This window comes from Streptomyces sp. NBC_01176, assembly GCF_045039825.1.
Lineage (GTDB): Bacteria > Actinomycetota > Actinomycetes > Streptomycetales > Streptomycetaceae > Streptomyces.
Genome location: NZ_CP108600.1, coordinates 8,448,838 through 8,474,205 on the forward strand (window position 1 = coordinate 8,448,838; position 25,368 = coordinate 8,474,205).

A 25,368-nucleotide genomic window follows, 5' to 3' on the forward strand; every position below is an offset into this window, starting at 1 on the left:
GCCGGGTGATCGGCGCGGCCCCGTTCCGGTCGTGGGTGACGGACCGGGCGGGGTCCGGCCCGCGCCAGGCCGGGGAGACGGCCGGGCGCGTTTCGCCCGGCCGTGGAAGGTGAGCCGCCCGTAGTGGTCGCATCGCCGGTCAGACGAGCTCAAGTCCCCCGTCGATGGTGAGCACTTGACCGGTCAGGTGCGTGCTCATGGGATCGGCGACGCGCAGGATCCAGTCCGCGACGTCCTCCGCGTCGCCGAGACGGCCGGTCGGGATGCGGTCGCGTTCGTGGGCACGCAGCTCGTCGATGGTGTCCTGGGAGAGGCCCGCCGCGACCAGAACGTCCGTCGTGGTGGGTCCGGGGGCGATCGCGTTGACCCGTACCCCGTCCGACGCGAGCTCGAGCGCCCAGCTCCGGGTCAGTTGCTCCAGGGCGCTCTTGGTGGCGGCGTAGTGGGCTCCGCCGGCCAGGGGGCGGTGCCCGTAGGTGCTGGAGACGTTGACGATGGAACCCGAGGAGTCGCGCAGATGCGGCAGGGCGGCGTGGGCGAGCATGCTCGGCGCTGTCACGTTGAGGTCGAACAGGCTGGTGATGACCGACCGGTCGCTCTGGGCGAGAGGCATCACGGCCGTGGCGCCGGCGTTGTTCACCAGCACGTCGATCCGGCCCCATCGCTCCACCGCCGTGGCCACCACCGTGTCCGCGGCGTTCTCCTCTCGGATGTCGAGCGGCAGGACCGCGATGCGGGAGTGGGCGAGAGCCGTCTCCTCCAGGGCGTCCTTCCGGCGTCCCACACCGAGGACATGCGCCCCCGACTCGGCGAGGGCGATCGCGGTGGCGCGGCCGATGCCCGACCCCGCCCCCGTGACGATGGCGACTCGGTCGGTGAAACGGGGGGTGGTTGAGCTGGGCATGGGTTTCCCCTTTTCGATGTGGGTGGGACGGAGAAGCAGGTGTCCGCGGGCGCGTGAGCCGTCGGGTGAGAAGGCCGGTTCGCGCACCGGACGTTGTCGTCGTGGTGAAGTCCCCCCCCCCGGCCGGGCAACCGCCCAACGCCGGTGGCCCGCCTCCTCGCCGTGGGTCGGGGCGGCGTGGAGACGGACCGGTCGTGCCCCGGCGGGCGCGCGTCGATCAGCCGAACTGGCCGGGCTGGTAGCTACCGGCCGGCTGCTGGTTGATGACGTTGATGCGGTTGTAGGCGTTGATGATGGCGATGAGGGAGATCAGGGCGACGAGCTGTTCCTCGTCGAAGTGCTTGGCCGCGGCGGCCCACGCCTCGTCGGTCACACCGCCGGCGGCGTCGGCGATGCGGGTGCCCTGCTCGGCCAGTTCGAGTGCGGCGCGCTCGGCGTCGGTGAAGACCGTGGCCTCACGCCAGGCCGCGACCAGGTGGAGCCGCTGCGCGGTCTCACCCGCCGCGGCGGCGTCCTTGGTGTGCATGTCGGTGCAGAAGCCGCAGCCGTTGATCTGGCTCGCGCGGATCTTCACGAGTTCCTGGACCGCGTGCGGGAGCGTCGTGTCCGAAACCGCCTTGCCGGCCGTGTTGATGTGCTTCAGCACCTTGCCGGCGAGCGGGTGGCCGAAGTAGTTGAGACGCGATTCCACGGTGATCTCCTGACGATCGACGACGTTTGGGGGTACACACCTATGACCGGGGTGGCGGGGCGATGTGTGACAGGGGGCCGGGGTGACCTGGATCTCGTGCCACCCCGGTGGGTCGCGCACCACTGTCTTCCGGCACCGCGAACCACGAACGCCCGGGGGCGCGGGCACCGCCGTCGTGTCCGCGGAGCGTTCCCACCGTGCGGCGGGAGTTCCCCGCCGTATGTCGCTCCGGTCGTACCGCCGGCCCGGGGCACCATGACGACAGTGGTCACAGGGGCGTGACCGTGACGCAGGGAGAGCCGATGACCGCCGTACCTTCCGCACCCTCCGCCGGGGACGAGCGCTTCCGGGTGGGTCCGCCCCCGCCGTTCGACCCGGAACTCGCCGTCGCCCTCGACGCCGTCGCCGACGAGATGCCGCCCGCCCTGCACCCCGAGATGATCCCGGCCCTGCGCGAGAGCATGGCGGCGTTCGAGGAAGCGGAGCCGGACCTGACCGGGGACGGTGCCTTCGAGGTCGAGGACCGCACGGTTCCCGGGCCGCGGGGCGCCCCGGACGTCTCGCTGCTCGTCTGCCGGCCCACGGGGACCGATGCCGCGGTGCCGGTCATCTACCACGCGCACGGTGGCGGGATGGTGGTCGGCGACCGCCGCACCGGGGTCGAGGAGATCCTCGACTGGGCGCGGGAACTGGGCACGGCGGTGGTGTCCGTGGAGTACCGTCTCGCGCCCGAGAATCCGCACCCGGCGCCCGTCGAGGACTGCTACGCGGGACTGGTGTGGACGGCCGAGCACGCCACGGAACTGGGTTTCGACGCGGGCCGGATCATCGTCGCAGGCGGCAGTGCCGGAGGCGGCCTGACCGCGGCCCTCGCCCTGCTCGCCCGGGACCGCGGCGGCCCGGCGCTGCTGGGGCAGGTACTGCTCTGCCCGATGCTCGACGACCGCAACGACACCCCGTCCAGCCACCAGATGGCCGGGGTGGGCATGTGGGACCGCACGGCGAACGACACCGGTTGGACGGCCCTGCTCGGCGACGCGCGCGGCGGCCCGGACGTCTCCCCCTACGCCGCCCCGGCGCGCGCCGGGGACCTCGCCGGACTGCCCCCGGCGTTCATCGACGTCGGTTCGGCCGAGACCTTCCGCGACGAGGCCGTCGCGTACGCGACGCGGATGTGGCAGGCGGGCGGTCGCGCCGAACTGCACGTCTGGCCGGGCGGCTTCCACGGGTACGACCAGCTGGCGCCACGGGCCGCCCTGTCCCAGGACACCAAGGCGGCCCGCCTGCGGTGGCTGCGCCGGCTGCTGGGGAACTGACCGGACAGGGAATCCACCCGCTCCGTGGACGGCCGCACACCCACATGAGCTAGACGGAGCGGTGGTACTGCTCGGGCACGTGCACGTCCGAGCCGAGCTCACGTCCCGCCAGGCGGGCGAACGACGGGTTGCGCAGCAGTTCGCGGCCCAGCAGCACCGCGTCGGCCTCGTCGTTGGCGACGATCTTCTCGGCCTGCTCGGCGTCGGTGATCAGGCCGACGGCGGCGACGGGCAGCCCGGTCTCCGCCTTCACCCGTGCGGCGAAGGGGACCTGGTAACCGGGCCCGACCGGGATGTGCACGCCCGAGGCGTTGCCGCCCGTCGAGACGTCCAGCAGGTCCACGCCGTGCTCCTGGAGCCGGGCGGCCAGACGGACGGTGTCGTCGGCGCTCCAGCCGCCCTCGTCCAGCCAGTCGGTGGCGGAAATGCGGAAGAAGAGGGGCTTGTCCTCGGGCCAGACCTCGCGGACGGCGTCGACGACTTCGAGGGCGAAGCGGACGCGGTTCTCGTAGGAGCCGCCGTACTCGTCGGTGCGCCGGTTGGAGTGCGGGGAGAGGAACTCGTTGACGAGGTAGCCGTGGGCGCCGTGGATCTCCACGATCTCGAAGCCGGCGTCCAGGGTGCGCCGGGCCGCGTCCGCGAACTGGCCGACGATCTCCCGTATCCGGTCCACGGTGAGTTCGGCCGGTACCGGATGGCGCTCGTCGAAGGCCAGCGCGCTCGGGGCAAGCGGCTGCCATCCGTACGCGTCCTCACCGACCGGCGCGCCGCCCGTCCAGGGGCGGTCGGTCGACGCCTTGCGCCCGGCGTGCGCGAGCTGGATCCCGGGCACGGTGCCCTGGCCACGCAGGAAACCCGTGATGCGGCGGAACGCCTGCACCTGGGTGTCGTTCCAGATGCCGAGGTCGTAGGGGCTGATCCGGCCCTCGGGGGAGACGGCGGTGGCCTCGACGACGATCAGGCCCGTGCCGCCGGTGGCGCGGGCGGCGTAGTGGGCGAGGTGCCAGTCGTTCGGAGCGCCCGTCGCAGGTCCCTCCGGCGCGGCCGAGTACTGGCACATCGGGGGCATCCACACCCGGTTGGGGATGGTCAGATCGCGCAGGGTGATGGGCTCGAAGAGCGCGCTCACGGAGGACTCCATTCGTCGCGGGACCGGGCTGTGGCTATTACGATAAACATCGTAGTACGGTAAGTGTCAAACTACGAGAGGTCTCGTACAATGGGAAGCGGTGGAGCCCAGCCTGCCGGACACGCTGCCGGAAGAGGGCCCGCCCCGAGGACTGGAGCCGCCGTGACCACCGCCGCCCCCGCCGGCAGCAGCCGGGATCTCGCGCACCCCGCGTGTGCGGAGATCCGCCTGGAGGGCGTGCTGCACGCGCTGTCCGATCCGATGCGGCTGCGGATCGTGCGGGAGCTCGCCGCCGACGGCGACGAGCTGTCCTGTTCGCACTTCGACCTGCCGGTCACCAAGTCCACCACCACGCACCACTTCCGGGTGCTCCGGGAGAGCGGGGTGATCCGGCAGGTCTACCGCGGCACGGCCAAGATGAACGGGCTGCGCGCGGACGACCTCGACACGCTGTTCCCGGGACTCATCGGCTGCATCCTCGCCGCGGCGGCCCGCCAGGAGTCGGAGCGGGGCGACCGCTGAGGTCCCTTTCTGGCCGGCCGACGACCGCGCGTGCCTCCCGAGCTGCTACGCGCTGACCGTGGGTGCCTCCGGAGCGGCGGCGCCGTCCTGCGCACCCGGCCTGCCCGGCAGATGGTTGAAGAGCAGGTTCAGGACGATCGCCGTCAGGCAACCGGCGCTGATCCCGCTGTTCATCACCGTCTGGAACCAGTCGGGGAACTTCTCGTAGACCGCCGGCACCCCGACCGGCAGGACGCCCACGGCGACCGACACGGCCACGACGGTGAGGTTGTCGTTGCCCTTGAAGTTCACCTCGGCCAGGGTGCGCAGCCCGCTCGCGGCGACCGTCCCGAACATCACCAGCCCCGCGCCGCCCAGCACCGGCGCCGGTACCGCCGCGACCACCGCACCCAGCTTGGGCAGCAGGCCGAGCAGTACGAGGATGCCGCCCGCGGCGGCGACCACCCAGCGGCTGCGTACCCGGGTCATGCCGACCAGACCCACGTTCTGCGCGAACGCCGTGTACGGGAAGGTGTTGAAGACGCCGCCGAGGACCGTGGAGAGCCCGTCGGCGCGCAGCCCGTCGGCCAGCGTGCGCGGCTCGACCCTGCGGTCGGTCATCTCGCCCACCGCGATGAGGTCGCCCGTCGTCTCCGTCATCGTCACCAGCGCCACGACCAGCATCGAGACGATCGCGGAGGCGTGGAAGGCGGGCGCCCCGAAGTGGAAGGGCGTGCTGACCCCCAGCCAGTCGGCGTCGTCGACGCCGCCGAAGTCCGTGAATCCGAAGGGCACCGCCACGGCGAGGCCCACCGCGATGCCGATCAGCACCGCGATCCGGCTCAGGAAGGGCGGCGCGAACCGCTGCACCCCCACGACGACGGCCAGGACGAAGGCCGCGAGCGCGAGGTTCTTCGGCTCGCCGAAGTCCTTGGCGCCCACGCCGCCGGCGGCCCAGTTGCCCGCGACCGGCAGCAGGGAGACCCCGATGATCAGGATGACGGTGCCGGTGACGAGCGGCGGGAAGAAGCGCAGCAGCCTGCCGAAGACCGGCGCCAGCAGCATGATCGCGAGGCCCGCGACGATCACCGACCCGTAGATCGCGGGCAGTCCGCCCCCGGTCGTACCGATGAGCACCATCGGTGAGACCGCCGCGAAGGTGCAGCCCTGCATGATCGGCAGACGGACGCCGAAGCGCCAGAAACCCACGCACTGGATGAGGGTCGCGATGCCGCAGACCAGCAGGTCGGCGGTGATCAGATACGCCAGATCGGCCGACGACAGCTTCATCGCGCCGCCCACGATCAGCGGAACGGCCACGGCTCCCGCGTACATCGCGAGCACGTGCTGCAGCCCGAAGGCGGCCAGACTGCGTACCGGCGGGACCTCGTCGACGGGATGCACGGGTGCGGTGGTTGCCATGGGCGCTCCTGGGGCGGCGGCGGATCGGGGCGGCCGGACGGTGTGGGGAACCTCCGAACAGCACGAGACCGTAGGGGGCTTGAACAGTTTGTTGATTTCCGGTCTGTTGCCGGTGTGTGTCATGCCCACGGAACCACCCCGAGCGACTCCGCCGGACCCTCGCGCGAAGGGGCGGACGGAGGGTGCCGGCGGACCCTTACCGGAGAACCCTCAGGAGGTCGCCGTCCGCGCCGCCGCCGTCATCAGGGACGTCCAGTCGGGCAGCTTCACGACACGCCGCCCGAGGGAGGCCCCGAGCTCCGCCTCCGCCCGCTCGATCGCCTCCCAGCCGGCCCATTCGACCGGCGCGAGGCCGTCCGCCCGCAACGCCGCGAGCGGGTCGTCGGGCACCTCGCGTCGTACGAGATCGGGCGCGTCCTCCAGGAGCGAGGTCACCGTCTCCTTCGCGCACGGCCGGTTGGTGCCGATGACGCCCGTCGGGCCGCGCTTGATCCAGCCCGCCACGTACTCGCCCGGAGCGACCGCGCCGTCGCGCAGCACCCGCCCCGCGAGATGCGGCACCGTGCCGTGCTCCGCGTCGAACGGCAGCCCTTCGAGCGGAACCCCGCGATAGCCCACCGAGCGCAGCACCAGCTCCGCCGCGATGTCCTCGTGGCGACCCGTGCCCGTCACCCCGCCCTGCCCGTCGGGCACCGTCCGTTCGAAGCGCACCGCGCCCACCCGGCCGCCGGCGCCGTCCGGCTCGCCGACGCGGGGGAGCAGCGCGACGGGGCGCAGGAAGAAACGGAGCCGGATCCGGCGCGGACGGCCCCGCGCCGGGGCGGCGGCCCACCCGCGCAGCACCTCCACGTTGCGGCGCTGGGCGGCCGGCAGCGCCGACGGGTCGACATACTGCGGATCGAGGGCCAACTCCTCGGGGTCCACCACGACGTCGGTGTCCGGCAGCCCGCCCAGCTCGCGCAGTTCCTTGGTGGTGAAGCGGGCCTGCGACGGACCGCGCCGCCCGACCATGCTGATCTCCGTCACCCTGCTGGCGGCCAGCGCGGTGAGCGCCGCCTGCGGCATGTCGGTGGGGCTCAGCTCGGCCGCGCCACGCGCCAGGATCCGGGTCACGTCGACCGCGACGTTGCCGACGCCGATGACCACGGCCGAGCGGGTGCCGTCCACGAATCCGGCGGCTCCGTCGGTCACGGAGTCCGGGTGCGCGCTGTACCAGGACACGAACTCGGTCGCGGACCAGCTGCCGGACAGCTCCTCGCCGGGGACCGCGAGGTGGCGGTCGGTGGCGGCTCCCACGCAGTACACCACCGCGTGGTACAGCTCGCGCAGTCGCGCGGCCGGCACGCCGCCGGGGCCCACCTGGACACCGCCGAGGAACCGCACCCGCTCGTCCTCCAGCACGGCGCGCAGATTGTTCTGGAGCGACTTGATCTTCTCGTGGTCGGGGGCCACGCCGTAGCGGACCAGGCCGTACGGGCACGGCAGCCGGTCGAGGACGTCCACCCGGATGTCGGGCAGACCGCTCTGTACGAGGCTCTGCGCGGTGTAGACCCCGCTGGGCCCCGAGCCGACAACGGCGACATGCAGCACGGCGGAACTCCCAACCCGAAACCCGGACATCCCGAGGAGATCGCTGATGGCTCCAGCATCGCACCACTCATGGCCCGCTGACAGGGTGCGGCGCGCGGCACACGTGTGCGTGTCCGTTCGTATGGAGTGTGATCACGCGGTTACGTTCTGCACGTGCTGGAAGCATCCTTTCTCAGTCTTTCTGATCGTGATCGGCCGGAGGGCTCGGTGTCCGTGTGGCCCGCGTGGGAGGTGCGGGAGCACGAGAACGTCACGCGGTGGTTCTCCGTACGGATCGACTTCGCGGACGGCGCCCGGGTCGACGTGCTCGCGGTGACGGCCGGTGAGGGGGTCTGCATCGAGGACGTCCGGGCCCAGCCTCCGCTGTCCCTGGACGACCTCACGGCGCTCGCGGACTGGATCGAGGAGCCCCTCGTCGAGGCGTGCGGCGGTGACGCCGCGGCGCGGGCCGGGGCCGCCGCGGGGCCGCTGTCCGGCCGTGCCCGCCGCGCGTGGCCGAGCGGCGTCGAGGGGCGGCGGCTGGTCGCCGAGGAGTACCGGGCCGCGCAGCAGGACGGGGCGGATCCCGTCCTGGCGGTCATGTGCGCCACCGGTCACAGCCGGCGCAGGTCACTGCGGCTGATCGCCGGGGCACGCGACGAAGGATTCCTGACCCCCCGTCACGTCCGCCGCTGAACAGGTCGACGGCGGTGCCTCCGAAGGCCGGCGACCGTCACGACATCGCGCGCATCCTGCTGATCTCGCTGGTCTGCTGGGCGATCACGTCGTCGGCCATCTCCTCGATCTGGATGTTGTTGCCCTGCGCCTTCACGTCCGTGGCCATCGAGACCGCCCCGTCGTGGTGCGTGATCATCAGCTTCAGGAAGAGCCGGTCGAAGACCTTCCCCCGGGCCACGCGCAACGCCTTGAGCTGGGCCTCGGTCGCCATGCCGGGCATCGCCTCGTGCCGGTGTCGCGTGGCGTGCCCGTCCCCGTCGTGCGCGTCGAGCCAGCCCTTCATCGTGCTGATCTCGGGTCCCTGGGAGGCCGCGATGCGTGCCGCGAGTGCCTTCACCCGGCCGGACTCGGCCTGCCGCGGGGCGAGCCGGGTCATCTCCAGTGCCTGGGTGTGGTGTTCGATCATCATCCGGGCGTAGGCGAAGTCCGCCGAGTTGGGGGAGTCGTCCTCGGTGCGCTGTTTCGCGGCGTCGTCGGCGGAGAGCGTTTCGGCCGCCTCACCGGGTTTACCGGGCGCGATCACCGAAGGCCCGCCCGTCTTACCGGACTTGGCCGGGGCGTCCGAGCCGTCGCAGGCCCCGAGTGCGAGGACGGCGACGACCAGCGAAGCCGTGACCAGGGAAGCACGGGGTGAACGGCGGAAGAGCACGGCGACCTCCTGGGACACACGGATCGGCTTACACCTCACGGGTGTTCATGACCGTCCTAGCACGCTTCCGAACGTGTCTGATCAAAAACTCTCATTACGAGTACGTTGCCATCTGTTGATCAGCGCATGGGACGGACGATACTTCTGGGGTCCGTGAACCGTTCCTCTGCGAACGGCTACAAGGGAGGACGCAGTGACCCTGTTGAACGATCCCCGAACGCGGCACAGACGCCTGGGAGTTGCCGCTGTCGCGGCCGGGCTCCTGGCCGCGCTGCTCACAGCCGGCCCGGCGGCCGCGACCCCCGATCCCGGGGACGGTCCCGCCGCGCGGGAGAAGGTCTCCCGGAGCGACGCCGCCGAGGTGAAGGCGGCGGTGGCGAGCGGCGAGATACCCGGACAGGACGAGATCGTCCACTCCGACAACGTCCAGCACCTCACCAACATCCCCAAGGACGCCCTGCCCGGGATCAACTCGGATCTGGCCTTCCAGGGCAAGTACGCGTTTGCCGGCAACTACGACGGCTTCCGCATCCTCGACATCAGCAACCCGAAGGCCCCGAAGACGGTCTCCCAGGTGCTGTGCCCGGGATCGCAGAACGACATCTCCGTCTCCGGCAACCTGCTCTTCCTGTCCACCGACTCCTCGCGCAGCGACGACTCCTGCAACAGCACCACGCAGCCCGCGACCGAGAAGTCCTCGTGGGAGGGCATGAAGGTCTTCGACATCACCGACAAGGCGAACCCGAAGTACGTCGCCGCCGTCGAGACCGCGTGCGGCTCGCACACCCACTCACTGGTGCCGGAGCGCAAGAACGTCTACATCTACGTGTCCTCGTATTCGCCGAGCGCCACGTTCCCCGACTGCCAGCCCCCGCACGACGGCATCTCGGTCATCAAGGTGCCGCGCCACGCCCCCGAGAAGGCCGCGGTGGTGAACTTCCCGGTGCTCTTCCCCGGTGAGGGATCCGACGGTGGCGGCAATCCGGGCTCGCCCACCAACCCGGGCGTCTCCAAGACGACCGGCTGCCACGACATCACCGTGCTGCCCTCCAAGGACCTCGCGGCGGGCGCCTGCATGGGCGACGGCATCCTGTTCTCCATCAAGGACCCCGAACACCCCAAGGTCATCGACCAGGTCGAGGACAACGTCAACTTCGCGTTCTGGCACTCGGCGACCTTCAACCAGAAGGCCGACAAGGTCGTGTTCACCGATGAGCTGGGCGGCGGCGGCGCGGCCACCTGCAACGCGGCCATCGGTCCGAACCGCGGTGCCGACGGCATCTACGACATCGTCGGCAAGGGCGACCGGCGCAAGCTGGTCTTCCGGAGCTACTACAAGATCCCCCGCCACCAGGCGGACACCGAGAACTGCGTGGCCCACAACGGCTCGCTGATCCCGGTCAAGGGCAAGGACCTCATGGTCCAGGCCTGGTACCAGGGCGGCGTCTCCGTCTGGGACTTCACCGACTCCGTCCACCCGAAGGAGATCGCCTACTTCGAGCGCGGCCCGCTGAGCACCGACACGCTCCAGGTCGGCGGCTCCTGGTCGGCGTACTACTACAACGGCTACATCTACTCGAACGACATCGCCAAGGGCTTCGACGTCCTGAAGCTCAGCGACCGGCGCACCGACCCGGCCAAGCGCGTCCACCTGCGCGAGCTCAACGTCCAGACCCAGCCGGACTACTTCGACTGATCGTCCGGCAGGCGGCCGGTCGTGAAGAACCGTGACAGGTCCGCCCCGTTCGTCCCGCCGGGCACCTCGGTGTCCGGCGGGACACCCATCTCCCAGTCGAGGTCGTAGCGCTCGAACAGCTCCGCCCGCAGCGTCGGTACCGCCATCGGCGCACCCGGCACCAGAGCCGCGTACACCGCGCCCATGAGCAGCGCGCGCAGCATCGGGTAGTCGGTGGCCGCGTCCGGCGAGCCGTGGCCGGCGACGGTCTCCCGCAGGAGCTGCGCCAGCCGCTGCTGCTCGGGGCACTGCACGAACCCCTCGTCCTGCAGGATCCCGGCCATGTGCTGACGCATGAGGACCGGTCTGTCCCGGGCCAGGCCGAGGACCGCGTCGATGGCCCGCGCCATCCGTTCCCGGCCGTCCGCGGTGCGCGGCTCGCGCTCCAGCCCCTCTTCCAGCGTGCGATGCATCAGCCGGTGCACCGCGGACTGCACGAGCTGGCGCTTGCCGGGGAAGTAGTACGACACCAGCCCGCGTGCGGATCCCGCGCGATCCGCTATGTCCCCGAGCGTCGTCGCGTCGTACCCGCGCTCGCTCACCAGCTCCAGCGCGGCCTGAAGGAGTCGCTCCCGGGAACGCCGCCGCAGCTCTTCATTGACCGACGGGCTGCGCGGAGACATCCTGTAACTCCTGTGTTGACTGGCTGCCAGCCAACTATACTCAGGCCGTCCGGGTCACGACCCCCTCAGGGGTCGGCTTCGGGCTGCCGTCCGCCTGGGGCGTCGCGGGGGAACGTCTCAGGCGGACGTGCGGTGCGGGGGAGGATCTCCTTACAGTGGGCACGAGTCCCGAGGAGGCTTACGGACATGAACCAAGAGCAGATCCTTGCGAAGATCACGGCGATGGTGGACGACGAGCGACAGCTCCGCGACGCCCTGTCGTCGGGGCAGATCGACTCCGACACCGAACATCAGCGGCTCGGGCAGCTGGAGCGCGAGCTCGACCAGTGCTGGGACCTGCTGCGTCAGCGGCGCGCGAAGACCGAGTTCGGGGAGAACCCGGACGAGGCCCACGTACGGCCGTCCTCGCAGGTCGAGGGCTACCAGAGCTGAGAGGCGGGGGCTGGGGCGGCGGTCAGTCGACCAGGTCCAGCACCGGCCGCAGCCCGTCGGGCCGGGCCGCCGCGGGCAGGTGGTCCACGAAGTGCACCGCGCAGCCCAGCGCCGCGGCGCCTCCGTCGGCACGGCGGTCGTCCCCGACCATCAGCGTGTCCTCGGGTGCCACCCCCAGCGCCTCGCAGGCGGCCGCGAACAGCCGGGCGTCCGGTTTCTGGATGCCGTGCTCGTACGACAGGACGTAGGCGCCGACGTACGCGTCGAGGCCGTGCTCGCGGAAGACGGGCCGCAGGTCCCAGCCGATGTTGCTGACCACGCCCACCGCGACCCCGCGCCCGCGCAGTGCGGCGAGCACCTCCGCCGCGTCGGGATAGGGCCGCCAGGCTGCCGGCCTCATGTGGCGGTCGTACAGCGCCTCGTGCAGCGCGGGATCGGGCAGAGGCACCTGCCGGGACGCGCCGGTGTACGCGGCTCGGTGCGACGCGGCGCTCTCGTCGCGCCGCCGCCACAGCTCGGCGAGTTCCGTCGGCAGCGCCCGTGCGGGGGCGGCGCCGCCGGCGAGCGCGCCGACGGCCTCCAGATCGGCCGCCTTCCGTGTCAACTCCTCCTCGGGAAGGGCGACTTCGGCCTCCGCCAGTACGGCACGCAGCCAGGACCCGGTGGACTCGACACGGAACAGGGTTCCGGAGAAGTCGAAGAGCACGCACTTGATCGTCATGAGGGCGATCCTTCGTGGCGCGGCCCGCACGGGTCAAGGGCGCACCGAGCCGCGCGGGCGTCCGTGCCGGGTCACCGCCCGCGCGACCGCCGGAGCGCCGACGCCCCGGCCGCCGAGGACGTCCGAGGAGTCGGCGCGCCCCGAGCCGCACGCGGCCGGGCGGTTAGTCGGTGTCGGTCGGCGGGTGGGGGCTCGTTGCGAGCGGTCCGGAGCGGTCCGGAGCGGTTCGCAGCGGTTCGCAGCGGTCCGGAGCGGTCCGGAGCGGTGCGGGCGTGGGGCCGCTGGGGACGCCTCAGCCGAGTACCCGTAGCGCCGGTACGAACGTCACCAGCAGCGGGATGACCGGCACCAGAGTGGCCGCCGCGGTCAGACGCAGTCGCCGCGACGGCGTCAGCCGGTCCTGGGGGGTGAGGAGGCGGCGCACCCGCGCCGGGAGATGGGCCTGCGGGGTCGGGCAGGGGCCGAACACGCCCCGGTCCTCGTTGAGTTCCACCAGCGCGAGGGCGATGGTGAGACGGCCGAAACGGCGGGACGCCACGTCGTCCGCGGCCAGTTCGACCAGCCGGTGCATCTCGTCACGGAACGCGGCGAAGACCGGGACCTGCGGGAAGCCGACGGCGAGGGCGGCCGAGCAGTGCAGCAGCCAGTCGTGCCGGGCCCGCGCGTGCCCCTGCTCATGGGCGAGCACGGCATCCAGGCGGCGTCCCTTGAGACGGCGCAACGCGGCCGTGGTGATGACGAGTTGGGGTGCGGGTCCGGGCAGGAACCAGGCGTCAGGACGCTCGCCCTCCAGCACCACCAGCCGATCGCTGCCGGGCTCTTCACCGGGCAACAGCGGTGCGCGCAGCCGCAGTTCGGCTCGACTGTGGCGATGGCGCGCCCGTGCGCCCAGCACCTCGCGCACCAGCATGGCCGCGGTCCAGGCGCCGCCGCACGCGAGTGCCACCGCGGTCGTCGCGGCCCAGGTGTCACCGGTGCTCAACGCGTAGGCGTTCACGACCGAGTGGGGCGCGGGGGCGAACACATGGCCGCGCACCGCCATCCACGCGGCGGCCGCACTCAGCGTCATGGACAGCGCACAGCACAGCAGAACGGCCGCCACCACGCACTGCCACACCCACAGGGCGACCACGGGTTCGCGCTCCGGCCAGTCCGCCCGGGCGAGCAGCCGTGGAGCGACCACGGCCGCCAGGGCGCCGAGCAGCAACAGTGCCGCGGGGACCATCATGGCTGAAGCCTATGAGCGGAGCGTCGCCCGGGGATACGGGCCGCGACGGCAAAGTGACGTACACCACGGTTTCGTGGGGCACGGCGTGAGCGCCTCCCGGGTGCGCGGACGTGTCAGAGCGTGACCAGCATGGCGAGCATCGCGATCCCCATCGACAGCCGGCACGCCCGCGACAGCTCGGGACGATCGCCCCACCCGGGGGGCCGGGCGGGCCCGGGCAGCGTCGTCCCGGTGCTCCCGGTGCTCCCGGTGCCGGCGGCCACGGCGGCGACCGGCAGCAGCCGGAACCCGGACAGCAGCACATACGCGGTGAAGTAGACAAGGAGCGCCCCGGTCACCAGCGGCACCCCGGAACCGCCGTGCGCGTGGTGGTGCCCGGGGGAGGCGGCCATCACGGCCGCCATGTAGACCATCGCGCAGGCCCCGACCAGATGGTGCAGATGATGCCGGCCGCCGCGGGCCGCCCACAGTGCGCGCACGGCGGCCGCACCGAACACCGCGACGTACCCGAGCCAGGCCCAGTGCGGGGGAGCGGCCACGGCCGCGGGCACGGCCATCGCCGCCATGCCGAACCCCATGACCGCCTCACCGCCTGCCGTGCGGCGCTGTTCCTCGACCGCGCTGCGCATCCGCAGCAGACAGTAGGCCCCGGTCGCCGCGCACAGCGCGACGAGCAGCCAGCCGGGCGAAGCCGGTCCGTGCACCGCGTACCTCCCCCGCTCGACGCTGTCGGACGTCGGACCGGGCATGCCCGCGCGCGGCGGTGCGCAAGCCGGTGAAGGCCGGGCGCAAGGGTGCATTCGGGGGGAGCGTACGGGGAGCGCCGCAGGCGGGAGGGGAGGTGTGCCGGCGCCGATATATGCTGCGCGAGTGTTTTACTCGTAAAATATCTGCTACTCTTCACCGTATGAGCACCGCGACCCCCCAGACTCCCCGGGTGCGCCGCCCCCGCCCCCCTTCGGGCGCGCGTCGCCTCCCGCTGGCCGGGGTGCTCCGCCTCGGCCGGCCCTCCGACATCTGGTTCAAGCCCGCCCTGAGCGTGGTCGTCTCGGTGGCGCCGCCGAACCTGACCCTCCTGGCGCTCGGCCGGCTGGACCTGGCGATGTACACCATGGCCGGGTCGCTCTGCGCGCTCTACGCCCACAACCGCCCCTACGCCGCCCGGGCCCGTACCCTCGCCCGGGTGGTGCTGGGCATGCTCACCGGACTCGCCGTGGCCCTGACCGCGGCCTCCGTCACCACGAGCCCCGTCCTGCTGGTCACGGTCGGCGCCCTGCTGGCCGCCGTGCAGAAGGTGCTGTGCGACGCCACCCGGGTCGGACCGCCCGGCCATGTGGTCCTCTGCTTCATCAGCTCCGCGTCCCTCTTCGTGCCGCAGACGCTCGGCGAGGTCCCCGGCCATCTCGCGCTGGGCGCCGTCGCGGGCGGCTGGGCCTGGATCGTCGGTATGGCCCCGGGACTCCTCCGCCCGCACGGACCGGAGCGGCGGGCCACCGCGCACGCGCTCAACGCCGCCGCGGCGTACGCCGGGACGCGCGGCGCCGGTGCCGGATCCGCCCCGGCCCGCGCCGCCGCGGCCGCCGCCGTGCACGGGGCCTGGCAGTCGCTGCTCTCCACCGGCGCCCGCTCCGCGCCCCGGCGCGCCCTCGAACGGCTCGTCGTACGGGCCGAGGTCGCGATCGCCGCGCCGGCCGACACGGAGCCCGAGCGGTTGCGCGGCTGGGCTCGCGACCTGCGCGGCACCGGTCCCGTGCCGCACCCGGACGACCTCGGGGAGGCCGCCGGTGAACTCCTGGGCGTGGAGGCCGAACTCGCCGTGGGAGAGCGGCCGTTGCTTCGACGGCTCGGCCCACTCGCCCCGATGGCGCTGCGCGTCGCGCTCGGCTGCGCGCTGGCCGGCTACGCGTCGCTCGCCCTCGGTGTCGGCCGTCCCTACTGGGCCCTCGTCACCGCCGCCTCGCTCTACCAGACCAATGTCACCCTGACCTGGAGCCGGGGTGTGCAGCGTGTGGTCGGCAACCTCGTCGGCGTACTCGTCTTCGCGGCCCTGGCCCCCCTCGCCCACCTCGGTCAGACGGCCCTCGTGCTGTGCTGCCTCGCCCTCAACTTCGGAGCCGAGGTCCTGATCGGCCGCAACTACTGGCTCGGCAGTGTCTGTGTCACCCCCATGGCCCTGCTCATCACCGAGTTCGCCCACATCCAGCGGCCCGGCGAGCTGATGACCGACCGGGTCGTGGACACCCTGGTGGGCGCGCTGGTCGGCTTCGCCGCGGCGGTCGCCGTCACCAACCGGCGGGCCGGCCACCGCGTCGAGGACGCACTCGAGGCGGTCGAGCGCGCCGACGAACGCGCCGTGCGGCTCCTCGATTCCGAGTGTCCCGCGCCCGGTGCTCTGGAGTCCGCCCGCCGCGAGCTGGCCGGCGCCGTCGTCGAACTGCGTGCCACCGCCGACGCCGCGGCCGGCGAATGGTGGCAACGCGCCCTGCCGGAGGAGCGGGTGATGCGGGTGGAACGGTCCGGACACCGTACGCTCGCCGCGACGGTACGACGGCAGGGACTGCACTCCGTGGAGGGCGCACAGGCATGACGGCAGCGAACGGGCGGGCGGCGGGCGGGGACACCGGTGCCGGACGGGCGGCGGTGCCCGGCGACACGATGGCCGCGGTCGTGCAGCAATGGCGGGCGGTGCATCCCGACATCGACACCGGACCGATGGAGATCATCGGCCGGATCAACCGCTCGGCGGCGCTCCTCCAGCAGGCCGAGGACGCCCCGCTGCGCCGGGCCGGGCTGACCCGCCCCGAGTTCGACGTCCTCGGGACGCTGCGCCGTACCGGGCACGAGCTGACCCCCAGTGAGATCGCCCGCGAGACGTTCTCCTCCGGCGCGGCGGTCACCAAGCGACTCAAGCAGCTGACCGAGCGCGGCCTGGTCGAACGCCGCGGCGACACCCGTGACCGCCGGGTCGCGCACGTCCGGCTCACCGACGCGGGACGCGAGCTCGTCGACGGCATCCTGCCCCAGCAACTCGCCTACGAGACGACGGCCCTGTCCGGCATCGACCTCGCCCGTCAGCGTGAACTCGCCTCGCTGCTGGGGGAGTTGCTCGGTCAGCTGGAGGGTCGTCTGGGGGCCGCGCGCGGCTGAGCGAGCCCGCGGGGCGGCCGCGGACCCCGCCCGGTGTGCTCGGCGTCGGTGCCGGCGTGCCGTGCTCCGCGGGCCCTTGGTCGCCCCTCACGCCGCCCCTCGACCGGGTGGCGGCGGCACCGATGGTCCGCTCCCCGTCCGCCGGGTGCCCTCAGATCCCGGGCCGGTGGCGCAGGGGGTGATCCGCCGGGATCTCCACCAGCACGATCTCGGTGCCGTCCGGATCCGCGATCCACATCTCGATCAACCCCCAGGGTTCCTTCACCGGCGGACGCAGGACCTCGACGCCGGCGGCGGTCAGCTCCTTGTGCGCCGCGGCCGCGTCGGCCACCTGGAGCCACAGCCTGAGGGCGGGGGAGGGCGGCACCTCACCGCGGCCGGTGACCTCCAGGAAACCGCCGCCGAGGAAGTAGACCGTGCCGCGCTCCGGCCCCGTGCCGAACTCCCGGTGGACGGCGAGGCCCAGCTGCCCGCCGTAGAAGGCGCGGGAGCGCTCCGGGTCGGCAGGGCGCAGAAGGGTCCGGCTGCTCAGTACATGCACCATGTCCCCGGAGCCTAGGGGCTGTCCCGTGATCCCCGGTGGATCAGCGCGCGGCGTCGGCCGCGGTGCGTCGCACGGCGAGGGGGTCCGAGGGGCCTCCTCGTCCGGGGCGACGAAGGGCGATCCGGCGGGGTGCCCCGGCCGGCGTCGTCCGCCCGCCGGGCATCATGGAACGGCCCTTGGCCGGGGCGTTACGCTCGGCGGTGCCCGAGCCGCGCCAGTGATGCAGAGATGCAGAGATGCAGAGATGCAGAGATTCGAGGAATCGCTCCATGAACACCGCCCCCTCCCACGGACTGACCTTCCGCGACGCCACCGACGCGGACGTGGACGTTCTCGTCGCGCTGATCGAGTCCGCGTACCGCGGTGACTCCAGCAGGGCCGGCTGGACCACGGAGGCGGACATCCTCGAGGGGCAGCGGACCGACCCGGAAGGCGTGCTCGCCGTCATCAAGGCGCCCGAGAGCCGGCTGCTGACCGTCGAGCGGGACGGCGCCGTCGTCGCCTGCTGTCAGTTGGAGCACCGTGGCGACCACGCCTACTTCGGCATGTTCGCGGTCAGTCCGGCACTCCAGGGCGGCGGCCTCGGCAAGGTGATCCTCGCCGAGGCGGAGCGGTACGCGCGCGAGACCTGGGCGGTCGCGGAGATGCACATGACCGTGATCTCCGTACGCGACGACCTCATCGCCTGGTACGAGCGGCGCGGCTACCGCCGTACGGGACGGATGACCCCGTTCCCGTACGGCGACGAGCGCTTCGGTGTCCCGCAGCGCGACGACCTGCGGTTCGAGCTGCTGGTCAAGCCGCTGGCCTGACGGCCGGCGAGGCCATGGGCGCGAACGCACGCGTCGTGTGCGCAGGCGTCGTGTGCCCTGGTCGTCCGGCTGCCGGCGCGGACGTCACGCCGTGAAACGGCCGGTGCGCTTGATCTGGGGGTAGTCGGTGGTCGCGCCGTCCAGCTCCAGCGCGCGCACCAGCCGCAGCTGGTCCTGGGTGTTCACCACCCACCCGATGATCCTCAGACCGGACTTGCGGGCGTGCTCGACGACCTCCAGGGTCAGGCGGCGGATGTTCAGACAGACGGTCGCGGCACCGACCTCTACGGCGCGGTCCACGACGTCGACGCCGTAGCGGCTCGCGATGAGCGCGGTGCGGACGCCCGGCACGAGCCGGGTGACCTCGGCGATCGCCTCGTCGTGGAACGACGACACCTCGACGCGCCCCACCAGATCGCGCCGGTGCATCACGTCGGCCAGCGCCCGCGCCGCGGCCGTGTCCTTGATCTCGGCCTGCAACGGCGCCCTGACGGCGTCCAGGACCTCTTCGAAGACGGGTACGCGCTCACCGCACCCGGCGTCCAGGGCCCGCAGCTCCGCGAGCGTCATCTCGGAGATCGGCCCCGAACCGTCGGTCGTACGGTCCACGTCCGCGTCGTGCATGACGACGAGCGCGCCGTCCTTGCTCAGATGCAGATCGAGTTCGATCAGGTCGAGGCCCGCGTTCTGGGCGGCGATGAAGGAACGGAGGGTGTTCTCGGGCTCGACACCCATCACTCCGCGATGACCGATGGTGAGGAAGTTCAAGACGCGACTCGCTTCCGTCGACGGCGGCTCTGCGCACGCGTGGTCCCGGCGGCGCCCACGCGGCAAGGCCGCAGCCTAGTGGCCCGGCCCCGCGATGTACCCGCTCGTACGCCAGGCAGGGCGTGTCCCGGCCGGGCGGGACACGCCCTGCCTGGCCGGTTCGGATCACCCGGGGGTGGGCGAGTCCCGTGCGGATTGACGCATCCGGTCCTCCGGCCCGCACGGTGGCCCCGGACCGCTGTCGCGGCTTCTCGCGGATCCCCGGAACGCTCGACGCCGCTTGGCGGAAGTGGTTGCCCAGGTGGTGTATGGCAGGAAAAAGAGCGGTGAAGGTGGGGGTAGCGCAGGATAATCTATCGAGACTCCCCTTGCGAGAAGGAACCTCATTTACATACGGTGTGCATACGCGAGGTTCTCCCGTGGAGGATGAGACATGACGGAAATTCTTGTGCAGGTGGGTATGGAGGAGCAGATTCCTCCCGTGGGCAGGGTGGTGGAGCACCCGGCTTGGCCCGTGCTCAAGGATGCCGTGGAGGAGATCCGGCCATGGCAGTCCAAGGACGGCTCGATCGACTTCGAGGCGGAGGGCGCCCCGGATGCCGCCGACGTCGATCTCGTCGTGCGCCGGGCGATAGACGCCGTCGAGCGGCTCGCCCCGCTGCTGCCGCACGACGCGGCGTACCACGAGGCGCTCGTGAAGGATCTGCGCGGCTGGGCCGACGGGGGCTTCCAGGTTCCCGACTTCCTGGACTCGCTGCTCGCCTTCCAGCCCGCCGCGAACCGTGAGGACGGCCTCCAGCACCTGGTGGTCTTCCCGATGTACACGCAGAACGGCAACCCGGACCGGAACTTCGAGGCGGTCGTGCTGCGCATGGTCTGGCCGGACTGGCTGGCCGAGCTGGAGCGCACCCGCTACGACAATCCGCTGTTCTGCGGGATCACCTTCGAGGACTTCACGGCGGGCTACGACACCAACTCGGCCGTCCTGTTCCCGGAGACCATCGCCGTGCGCGAGGCACCGGCGCGCTTCAGCTGGGGCGGCATCTTCTGCGACCGCGAGGCCGCCCGCTTCCGCGCCGTCACCGAGGCCGCCGTGGACGTCCTGGGCCTCCAGCTGCCCGAGGACATCGCGGCGATGGTGGACGACCAGGAGCGCTGCGAGCAGGCCTTCGTGCTGTGGGACATGGTCCACGACCGCACCCACAGCCATGGCGACCTGCCCTTCGACCCGTTCATGATCAAGCAGCGGCAGCCGTTCTGGATGTACGGCCTCGAAGAGCTGCGCTGCGACCTCACCGCCTTCAAGGAGGCCGTGAAGCTGGAGGCCGAGGGCCACCAGCACGGCCGTGACGTGCAGTACGCGGTGCTCTTCGACCGGATGTTCCGCTTCCCGGTCACGGGCGACCGCGTCCGCAACTACGACGGCCTCGGCGGTCAGCTGCTCTTCGCCTACCTGCACAAGCACGATGTCGTCCGCTGGACCGACAACAAGCTGCACATCGACTGGCAGCGCGCCCCGCAGGTCACCAACCAGCTGTGCGCCGAGATCGAGGACCTCTACCGGGCCGGCATCGACCGCCCCAAGCTCGTCCACTGGTTCAAGGCGTACGAGCTGGTCTCCGCCTACCTCGCCCCGCACCCGGGATCGCGCTGGGCCAAGGGCCCGGACGCCCTCGATCTTGACCTTCCCCCGCGTAAGCTCGTGGACGACGTGCTTCCGGACGAGTTTCCGCTGAGCATGTTCTATGAGGCGCTCTCCAAGAAGCTGAAGAACGTGATCGCCTCCACCAAGGGCATCACCGCGGCCGGCGCCGAGCGGGTCGCCGCGTGAGCGCCCGCGCCGAGGACGCTCAGGAGGCGAAGAAGATGGCGAACGGAGCTCTCAGCGGTGCGGTGATCGCGGTGGCCGGCGCGGGTGGACCCGCCGGACGCGCGACGCTGGCCCGGCTCGCCGACGCGGGCGCGACCGTCGTCGGCTCGGACAACGACCCCGAGCGGCTCGCGGAGGCCGTGGACGCGGCCCGCTACGGGCACGGCGGCGCCACCGTCGTCGGGGACACGGTCGACCTGCTCGACCTGGAGTCGACGCGCGAGTGGGCCACCCGCATCGAGAAGGACTTCGGCCGTGTCGACGGTCTGGTCCACCTCGTCGGCGGCTGGCGCGGCAGCGAGACCTTCACCAAGACGAGTCTGGACGACTGGGACTTCCTGGAGCTGCTGCTCGTCCGCACCGTGCAGCACACCTCGCTCGCCTTCCACGAGGCGCTCCAGCGCAGCGACCGCGGCCGGTACGTCCTGATCAGCGCCGCGGCCGCGAGCAAGCCGACCGCGGGCAACGCCGCCTACGCCGCGGGCAAGGCCGCCGCCGAGGCGTGGACGCTGGCCATGGCCGACTTCTTCCGCAAGGCGGGGGGCGAGGAGGGCCCCACCTCCGCGGCTGCCATCCTGGTCGTCAAGGCACTGGTGCACGACGCGATGCGCGCCGAGCGCCCGAACGCGAAGTTCGCGGGCTTCACCGACGTCGCCGCGCTGGCCGAGTCCATCGCGGGCGTCTGGGACCTGCCCGCCGGTGAAGTGAACGGAAAACGTCTGTGGCTGACCGAGAAGCCGTGAACCCCCCGAAGACCGACGCCCGGCGTCACCACGACCCGGCCGTCCGCGGCTTCGCCAGCGACAACTACGCGGGTGCCCATCCCGAGGTCCTCGCGGCCGTGGCGCTGGCCAACGGCGGCCACCAGGTCGCGTACGGCGAGGACGACTACACGGCGAACCTCCAGAGGATCATCCGCAGCCACTTCGGGGCCACGGCGGAGGCCTTTCCGGTCTTCAACGGCACTGGAGCCAACGTCGTCGCGCTCCAAGCGGTCACCGACCGCTGGGGCGCGGTGATCTGCGCCGAGAGCGCGCACATCAACGTCGACGAGGGCGGGGCGCCCGAACGCATGGGCGGCCTCAAGCTGCTCACCGTCCCCACGCCCGACGGCAAGCTCACCCCCGACCTGATCGACCGGCAGGCGTACGGCTGGGACGACGAGCACCGCGCCATGCCGCAGGTCGTCTCGATCACCCAGAGCACCGAGCTGGGCACGCTCTACACGCCCGACGAGATCCGTGAGATCTGCGACCACGCCCACGCGCACGGCATGAAGGTGCACCTGGACGGGTCCCGGATAGCCAACGCGGCCGCCTCCCTCGACGTCCCGATGCGGACGTTCACCAACGCGGTCGGCGTCGACATCCTGAGCCTGGGCGGGACGAAGAACGGCGCACTGTACGGGGAGGCGGTCGTCGTCCTCGACCAGGACGCCGTCCGGCAGATGAAGCACCTGCGCAAGCTCTCGATGCAGCTGGCCTCCAAGATGCGTTTCGTCTCCGTGCAGTTGGAGGCGCTGCTCGCCAAGGACCTGTGGCTGCGCAACGCCCGCCACTCCAACGGGATGGCCCAGCGGCTGGCCGAGGGCGTGCGCTCGGTGCACGGAGTGGAGATCCTCCACCCGGTCCAGGCCAACGCGGTCTTCGCCCGCCTCCCGCACGACGTGAGCGAGCGGCTGCAGAAGCGGTACCGCTTCTACTTCTGGGACGAGGCCGCGGGCGACGTCCGCTGGATGTGCTCCTTCGACACGACCGAGGACGACGTCGACGGGTTCCTGGCCGCGCTCAAGGAAGAGATGGCCCACCACTAGGGCGCATCGTGTCCCTCCAGTGAGGTGCACTGCATAGATATACGGTCGACCGAAAAGTCATTGACTCGCGGTCGGCCGTATTCCTATGCTCTGCGGGTATGGAGCTCATCCAGGAAAATCCCGACCTCTCCGCCTATCTGGCCGAAGACGAGGTGATCGACCACCGTCATCCGCTGGTACGGGAGACGGCTGCCCGGCTCGCGAGGGAGGCCGTGGACTCGTATGGCTATGCGAAGGCGGCCTTCGAATTCGTACGCGACACCATCCCGCACTCGCACGACTCCGGTGATCCGCGGGTCACCTGGCGCGCCTCCGACGTCCTGGAGCGGCGCACCGGCATCTGCTACGCGAAGGCGCACGCGCTGGCCGCGCTGCTGCGCGCCGAGGACATCCCGACGGCGTTCTGCTACCAGAAGTTCGACGAGGTGCACGGGCTGGTGGCCGTCCGCTTCCACGGGGCCTGGCACCGGCAGGACCCCCGCGGCAACAAGCCGGGGGTGGACGCGCAGTTCTCCCTGGACGGCGAACGGCTCGCCTTCACGCCCGACCCGGAGTCCAATGAGCTGGACTATCCAGTCCTGTACGCTGAACCGCATCCGGTCGTGCTGAGCGCCCTCAGGGCCGCCCCCGACCGGCCGCATCTCTGGAAGACGCTCCCCACCGCACTCTGAGGCAAGGCAGGCACCGCGGATCATGACTCTCACGCTCACCGTGTCCGACGAGGTGCGCGCCCTGGCGCCCGGCTTCACGCACGTCGCCGTCGAGGCGTACGGACTCGCCAACGGGCCGAGCACCGAGGGGACTTCGGCGCTGCTCGACGACGCGGCCCGTCGGCTGGCCGGCCGACTGGACGGCCGCGCCCCGCACGAGGACCCGCACATGACGGCCTGGCGGGAGGTCTACACGGCCTTCGGCTCCAAGCCCTCGCGCACCCGCAACTCGGCGGAGGCGCTGGCCAGACGTGCCCTGTCGGACGCCGGACTGCCCCGGATCAACCTGCTGGTCGACCTCTACAACGCGATCAGCGTCGCCCACCTGATCCCGGTCGGCGGTGAGGACATCGACCACGTCAGCGGCGGGATGCGGCTCGTACGGGCCACGGGCGACGAGGAGTTCGTGACCGTCGCGGGCGGCGCAGGGACCGTCGAGCACCCGGACGCGGGCGAAGTGGTGTGGCGCGACGGGGCCGGTGTGACCTGCCGGCGCTGGAACTGGCGCCAGGGGCCGCGTACCCGCCTCACGGAGGAGTCCACCTCCGCGATCTTCCTGCTGGAAGGCCTCGCGCCGATGATGGTGGCCGGGATCGAGGCGGCGGCCGCCGAACTCGCGGAGCTGCTGGAGAAGTTCAGCCCCGGGGCACGCATCACGGTGCACGCCCCGGAGTGACGATTCAGCGTGCCTCGGCCGCCTTGACCTCTTCGGGCGTGGGTGCCGTGCCGCCGAGGTGTGCGGGCATCCACCAGGTGTCGTCCGGTCCCTTGGGGCGGACGGGGTAGGCGCGCTGCGCCGCCTCCAGGAGCTCCTGGACACGCTCGCGCAGTCGCCGGGTGATGGCGCCCGCGTACTGGTCCTGCGGGGCCTCCACCGGCTCGCCCACCCGGATCGTGATCGGGGTGTGGCTGCGCCTGAAGTTGCGCGGGTGGCCCTTCGTCCACAGTCGCTGGGTGCCCCACAGGGACATCGGGATCAGCGGGACACCGGCCTCCTGAGCCATGCGCGCGGCACCGGACTTGAAGCTCTTCAGTGTGAAGGACTGCGAGATGGTCGCCTCGGGGAAGACGCCGACGATCTCGCCCGAACGCAGCGAGTCCAGCGCGTGCTGATAGGCCGTCTCCCCCTGCTTCCGGTCCACCGGGATGTGCTTCATGCCCCGCATCAGCGGACCGGAGATCCGGTGCCGGAACACCGACTCCTTCGCCATGAAACGCACCAGGCGCTTCTGCGGCAGGGCGGCCAGGCCGTCGAAGATGAAGTCCAGGTAGCTGATGTGGTTGCTGACCAGCACGGCGCCGCCCGAGCGCGGAATGTTCTCCGATCCCTTGCAGTCGATCTTGAGGTCCCAGGCCCTGAACAACGTGTGGGCGAGACCGACGACGGGACGGTAGACAAGCTCTGCCATGGACGGGGTGGACCCTTCTCTCTGCCTGGGAAGGGGTCCCCCCGGCGGGAAAGTTACGCAGCCGTAGGTTTACGGCATTGCGCAGATCGTGCCCGAAGAACGGACGAGTGGCCAGTCCTGGTGCCTCGCGGCGGCGAGATCCTCGTCACGTCTTCCCCGTGATCCACCTCGGTCTTTTAACTCGCCTTTACTGCACGCGTACGGAAACCCGGCGTACGAGCAGGTACATCTCGCATCCCAGGCAGTACCCGAACGCCGCATTCAGAAACGCGGCCGCCAGCGCGCAACCGGCCGCCGCGAGCCCCAGCCAGTCGGGCCCCACCGTGTAACCGACCAGCCCCACCGCCGCGAACGCCAGCCCGACCGCCTGGGCGAACCGCGGCGGCTCCGGCGCCTCGAACTCGGTCGGCGGCCCGATCCGGGGACGTACGGCGGTCCTGAACAGCAGGCCGTACGGCGAGCGCGCCACGCCTCCCGCCGCGCCCAGCGCGAACGCCAGTGTCTGCCAGGCCAGTAGCCAGGCGCTGCCGGTGATCAGCACGACCGCCAGGACGACGGCCGTCACGGCCGCGCCGAACCGCGGCCCCCTCACATCGATGTCCATGAATCAAGCATTCCGCAGCGGGGGCGATCCGCG

27 protein-coding genes are annotated in these 25,368 nt (G+C 71.6%); 13 read left to right on the forward strand and 14 right to left on the reverse strand.

Annotated elements, in window-relative coordinates; all coding sequences use genetic code 11:
- Positions 1–139 precede the first annotated feature (139 nt).
- Positions 140–904, reverse strand: a complete 765-nt coding sequence (locus OG199_RS36800) for an SDR family oxidoreductase (RefSeq protein ID WP_356804931.1) — start codon at positions 902–904, stop codon at positions 140–142.
- A gap of 217 nt (positions 905–1,121) precedes the next feature.
- Positions 1,122–1,595, reverse strand: coding sequence for a carboxymuconolactone decarboxylase family protein (locus tag OG199_RS36805; RefSeq protein ID WP_401801707.1), 474 nt, complete (start codon positions 1,593–1,595; stop codon positions 1,122–1,124).
- 302 nt (positions 1,596–1,897) lie between these two features.
- Between OG199_RS36805 and OG199_RS36810 the strand changes: the two genes are divergently transcribed.
- Positions 1,898–2,911: an alpha/beta hydrolase gene (locus OG199_RS36810; RefSeq protein WP_405833141.1), complete on the forward strand. Its 1,014-nt coding sequence runs from the start codon at positions 1,898–1,900 to the stop codon at positions 2,909–2,911.
- A 49-nt stretch (positions 2,912–2,960) separates the two neighbouring features.
- On the opposite strand, the gene OG199_RS36815 is transcribed toward OG199_RS36810, so the two are convergent.
- Positions 2,961–4,040, reverse strand: a complete 1,080-nt coding sequence (locus tag OG199_RS36815) for an NADH:flavin oxidoreductase/NADH oxidase (protein WP_405833143.1) — start codon at positions 4,038–4,040, stop codon at positions 2,961–2,963.
- A gap of 162 nt (positions 4,041–4,202) precedes the next feature.
- Between OG199_RS36815 and OG199_RS36820 the strand changes: the two genes are divergently transcribed.
- Positions 4,203–4,562 (forward strand): ArsR/SmtB family transcription factor, encoded by a 360-nt coding sequence (locus OG199_RS36820; RefSeq protein ID WP_405833145.1) that lies wholly within the window; start codon positions 4,203–4,205, stop codon positions 4,560–4,562.
- A 45-nt stretch (positions 4,563–4,607) separates the two neighbouring features.
- Here OG199_RS36820 and OG199_RS36825 read toward each other — a convergent pair whose 3' ends face one another.
- Both OG199_RS36825 and OG199_RS36830 read right to left on the reverse strand, forming a co-directional pair.
- Positions 4,608–5,963 carry a nucleobase:cation symporter-2 family protein gene (locus OG199_RS36825; protein ID WP_405833147.1) on the reverse strand — a complete coding sequence of 452 codons (1,356 nt, stop codon included), beginning with the start codon at positions 5,961–5,963 and terminating at the stop codon, positions 4,608–4,610.
- 210 nt (positions 5,964–6,173) lie between these two features.
- The gene (locus OG199_RS36830) at positions 6,174–7,553 is read right to left on the reverse strand and encodes an FAD-dependent oxidoreductase (protein WP_356804941.1); all 1,380 of its coding nucleotides are present in this window, start codon (positions 7,551–7,553) and stop codon (positions 6,174–6,176) included.
- A 207-nt stretch (positions 7,554–7,760) separates the two neighbouring features.
- Here OG199_RS36830 and OG199_RS36835 point away from each other — a divergent pair, with 207 nt between their 5' ends.
- Positions 7,761–8,228, forward strand: coding sequence for a DUF6214 family protein (locus tag OG199_RS36835; protein WP_356804942.1), 468 nt, complete (start codon positions 7,761–7,763; stop codon positions 8,226–8,228).
- 37 nt (positions 8,229–8,265) lie between these two features.
- On the opposite strand, the gene OG199_RS36840 is transcribed toward OG199_RS36835, so the two are convergent.
- The gene (locus tag OG199_RS36840; protein WP_356804953.1) at positions 8,266–8,919 is read right to left on the reverse strand and encodes a DUF305 domain-containing protein; all 654 of its coding nucleotides are present in this window, start codon (positions 8,917–8,919) and stop codon (positions 8,266–8,268) included.
- A gap of 193 nt (positions 8,920–9,112) precedes the next feature.
- On the opposite strand from OG199_RS36840, the gene OG199_RS36845 reads away from it, so the two are divergent.
- Positions 9,113–10,615 carry a hypothetical protein gene (locus tag OG199_RS36845; protein WP_356804943.1) on the forward strand — a complete coding sequence of 501 codons (1,503 nt, stop codon included), beginning with the start codon at positions 9,113–9,115 and terminating at the stop codon, positions 10,613–10,615.
- On the opposite strand, the gene OG199_RS36850 is transcribed toward OG199_RS36845, so the two are convergent.
- A complete protein-coding gene (locus OG199_RS36850) occupies positions 10,603–11,277 on the reverse strand; it encodes a helix-turn-helix domain-containing protein (protein ID WP_356804944.1) in 675 nt (224 codons plus the stop codon). The two genes, OG199_RS36845 and OG199_RS36850, sit on opposite strands and share 13 nt — an antisense overlap.
- A gap of 186 nt (positions 11,278–11,463) precedes the next feature.
- Here OG199_RS36850 and OG199_RS36855 point away from each other — a divergent pair, with 186 nt between their 5' ends.
- Complete coding sequence (locus OG199_RS36855; RefSeq protein ID WP_168526749.1) at positions 11,464–11,709, forward strand: DUF2630 family protein; 246 nt, start codon at positions 11,464–11,466, stop codon at positions 11,707–11,709.
- A 22-nt stretch (positions 11,710–11,731) separates the two neighbouring features.
- Here the strand turns inward: OG199_RS36855 and OG199_RS36860 are convergent, their stop codons facing one another.
- From OG199_RS36860 to OG199_RS36870, 3 genes are all read right to left on the reverse strand, one after another.
- The gene (locus OG199_RS36860) at positions 11,732–12,430 is read right to left on the reverse strand and encodes an HAD family hydrolase (RefSeq protein WP_405833150.1); all 699 of its coding nucleotides are present in this window, start codon (positions 12,428–12,430) and stop codon (positions 11,732–11,734) included.
- A 292-nt stretch (positions 12,431–12,722) separates the two neighbouring features.
- Entirely contained in the window at positions 12,723–13,658 is a 936-nt protein-coding gene (locus OG199_RS36865) for a M56 family metallopeptidase (RefSeq protein WP_356804947.1), read from the reverse strand.
- Between the two features lie 113 nt (positions 13,659–13,771).
- Positions 13,772–14,362 (reverse strand): DUF5134 domain-containing protein, encoded by a 591-nt coding sequence (locus tag OG199_RS36870; RefSeq protein WP_401801724.1) that lies wholly within the window; start codon positions 14,360–14,362, stop codon positions 13,772–13,774.
- Positions 14,363–14,565: 203 nt separating this feature from the next.
- On the opposite strand from OG199_RS36870, the gene OG199_RS36875 reads away from it, so the two are divergent.
- Both OG199_RS36875 and OG199_RS36880 read left to right on the forward strand, forming a co-directional pair.
- Positions 14,566–16,245: an FUSC family protein gene (locus tag OG199_RS36875; RefSeq protein ID WP_405833152.1), complete on the forward strand. Its 1,680-nt coding sequence runs from the start codon at positions 14,566–14,568 to the stop codon at positions 16,243–16,245.
- The gene (locus OG199_RS36880) at positions 16,242–16,805 is read left to right on the forward strand and encodes a MarR family transcriptional regulator (protein ID WP_356804951.1); all 564 of its coding nucleotides are present in this window, start codon (positions 16,242–16,244) and stop codon (positions 16,803–16,805) included. Before OG199_RS36875 ends, OG199_RS36880 begins: the two co-directional genes overlap by 4 nt.
- Before the next feature lie 151 nt (positions 16,806–16,956).
- Here the strand turns inward: OG199_RS36880 and OG199_RS36885 are convergent, their stop codons facing one another.
- The gene (locus OG199_RS36885) at positions 16,957–17,349 is read right to left on the reverse strand and encodes a VOC family protein (protein WP_405833153.1); all 393 of its coding nucleotides are present in this window, start codon (positions 17,347–17,349) and stop codon (positions 16,957–16,959) included.
- Between the two features lie 269 nt (positions 17,350–17,618).
- Here OG199_RS36885 and OG199_RS36890 point away from each other — a divergent pair, with 269 nt between their 5' ends.
- A complete protein-coding gene (locus tag OG199_RS36890) occupies positions 17,619–18,161 on the forward strand; it encodes an N-acetyltransferase (protein WP_356802730.1) in 543 nt (180 codons plus the stop codon).
- Positions 18,162–18,245: 84 nt separating this feature from the next.
- Here the strand turns inward: OG199_RS36890 and OG199_RS36895 are convergent, their stop codons facing one another.
- Positions 18,246–18,929, reverse strand: a complete 684-nt coding sequence (locus OG199_RS36895; protein WP_402181227.1) for a glycerophosphodiester phosphodiesterase — start codon at positions 18,927–18,929, stop codon at positions 18,246–18,248.
- A gap of 433 nt (positions 18,930–19,362) precedes the next feature.
- On the opposite strand from OG199_RS36895, the gene OG199_RS36900 reads away from it, so the two are divergent.
- The 5 genes from OG199_RS36900 (at position 19,363) to OG199_RS36920 (ending at position 23,998) form a co-directional block, all read left to right on the forward strand.
- Positions 19,363–20,760, forward strand: coding sequence for a DUF6421 family protein (locus OG199_RS36900; RefSeq protein WP_405833156.1), 1,398 nt, complete (start codon positions 19,363–19,365; stop codon positions 20,758–20,760).
- A 35-nt stretch (positions 20,761–20,795) separates the two neighbouring features.
- On the forward strand, positions 20,796–21,542 hold the full coding sequence (locus OG199_RS36905; protein ID WP_356802736.1) for an SDR family NAD(P)-dependent oxidoreductase: 747 nt from the start codon (positions 20,796–20,798) through the stop codon (positions 21,540–21,542).
- The gene (locus OG199_RS36910; RefSeq protein ID WP_356802724.1) at positions 21,539–22,612 is read left to right on the forward strand and encodes a low specificity L-threonine aldolase; all 1,074 of its coding nucleotides are present in this window, start codon (positions 21,539–21,541) and stop codon (positions 22,610–22,612) included. Before OG199_RS36905 ends, OG199_RS36910 begins: the two co-directional genes overlap by 4 nt.
- Before the next feature lie 98 nt (positions 22,613–22,710).
- Positions 22,711–23,283 (forward strand): transglutaminase domain-containing protein, encoded by a 573-nt coding sequence (locus OG199_RS36915; RefSeq protein WP_405833158.1) that lies wholly within the window; start codon positions 22,711–22,713, stop codon positions 23,281–23,283.
- A gap of 22 nt (positions 23,284–23,305) precedes the next feature.
- Positions 23,306–23,998: a B3/4 domain-containing protein gene (locus OG199_RS36920; protein ID WP_405833159.1), complete on the forward strand. Its 693-nt coding sequence runs from the start codon at positions 23,306–23,308 to the stop codon at positions 23,996–23,998.
- Positions 23,999–24,002: 4 nt separating this feature from the next.
- Here OG199_RS36920 and OG199_RS36925 read toward each other — a convergent pair whose 3' ends face one another.
- Both OG199_RS36925 and OG199_RS36930 read right to left on the reverse strand, forming a co-directional pair.
- Positions 24,003–24,731 carry a lysophospholipid acyltransferase family protein gene (locus OG199_RS36925; protein ID WP_356802718.1) on the reverse strand — a complete coding sequence of 243 codons (729 nt, stop codon included), beginning with the start codon at positions 24,729–24,731 and terminating at the stop codon, positions 24,003–24,005.
- A gap of 187 nt (positions 24,732–24,918) precedes the next feature.
- Positions 24,919–25,335 carry a DUF4395 domain-containing protein gene (locus OG199_RS36930; protein ID WP_405833161.1) on the reverse strand — a complete coding sequence of 139 codons (417 nt, stop codon included), beginning with the start codon at positions 25,333–25,335 and terminating at the stop codon, positions 24,919–24,921.
- Positions 25,336–25,368: the final 33 nt, after the last annotated feature.

Excerpts from the sequence above, each read along its gene's own strand:
- OG199_RS36865 (WP_356804947.1), bottom strand. The coding sequence starts at position 13,658 with ATGATGGTCCCCGCGGCACTGTTGCTGCTCGGCGCCCTGGCGGCCGTG.
- OG199_RS36915 (WP_405833158.1), top strand. The coding sequence starts at position 22,711 with ATGGAGCTCATCCAGGAAAATCCCGACCTCTCCGCCTATCTGGCCGAA.
- OG199_RS36920 (WP_405833159.1), top strand. The coding sequence starts at position 23,306 with ATGACTCTCACGCTCACCGTGTCCGACGAGGTGCGCGCCCTGGCGCCC.
- OG199_RS36800 (WP_356804931.1), bottom strand. The coding sequence starts at position 904 with ATGCCCAGCTCAACCACCCCCCGTTTCACCGACCGAGTCGCCATCGTC.
- OG199_RS36880 (WP_356804951.1), top strand. The coding sequence starts at position 16,242 with ATGACGGCAGCGAACGGGCGGGCGGCGGGCGGGGACACCGGTGCCGGA.
- OG199_RS36905 (WP_356802736.1), top strand. The coding sequence starts at position 20,796 with ATGGCGAACGGAGCTCTCAGCGGTGCGGTGATCGCGGTGGCCGGCGCG.
- OG199_RS36810 (WP_405833141.1), top strand. The coding sequence starts at position 1,898 with ATGACCGCCGTACCTTCCGCACCCTCCGCCGGGGACGAGCGCTTCCGG.
- OG199_RS36930 (WP_405833161.1), bottom strand. The coding sequence starts at position 25,335 with ATGGACATCGATGTGAGGGGGCCGCGGTTCGGCGCGGCCGTGACGGCC.
- OG199_RS36900 (WP_405833156.1), top strand. The coding sequence starts at position 19,363 with ATGACGGAAATTCTTGTGCAGGTGGGTATGGAGGAGCAGATTCCTCCC.
- OG199_RS36885 (WP_405833153.1), bottom strand. The coding sequence starts at position 17,349 with ATGGTGCATGTACTGAGCAGCCGGACCCTTCTGCGCCCTGCCGACCCG.
- OG199_RS36890 (WP_356802730.1), top strand. The coding sequence starts at position 17,619 with ATGAACACCGCCCCCTCCCACGGACTGACCTTCCGCGACGCCACCGAC.
- OG199_RS36850 (WP_356804944.1), bottom strand. The coding sequence starts at position 11,277 with ATGTCTCCGCGCAGCCCGTCGGTCAATGAAGAGCTGCGGCGGCGTTCC.
- OG199_RS36875 (WP_405833152.1), top strand. The coding sequence starts at position 14,566 with ATGAGCACCGCGACCCCCCAGACTCCCCGGGTGCGCCGCCCCCGCCCC.
- OG199_RS36825 (WP_405833147.1), bottom strand. The coding sequence starts at position 5,963 with ATGGCAACCACCGCACCCGTGCATCCCGTCGACGAGGTCCCGCCGGTA.
- OG199_RS36855 (WP_168526749.1), top strand. The coding sequence starts at position 11,464 with ATGAACCAAGAGCAGATCCTTGCGAAGATCACGGCGATGGTGGACGAC.
- OG199_RS36860 (WP_405833150.1), bottom strand. The coding sequence starts at position 12,430 with ATGACGATCAAGTGCGTGCTCTTCGACTTCTCCGGAACCCTGTTCCGT.
- OG199_RS36925 (WP_356802718.1), bottom strand. The coding sequence starts at position 24,731 with ATGGCAGAGCTTGTCTACCGTCCCGTCGTCGGTCTCGCCCACACGTTG.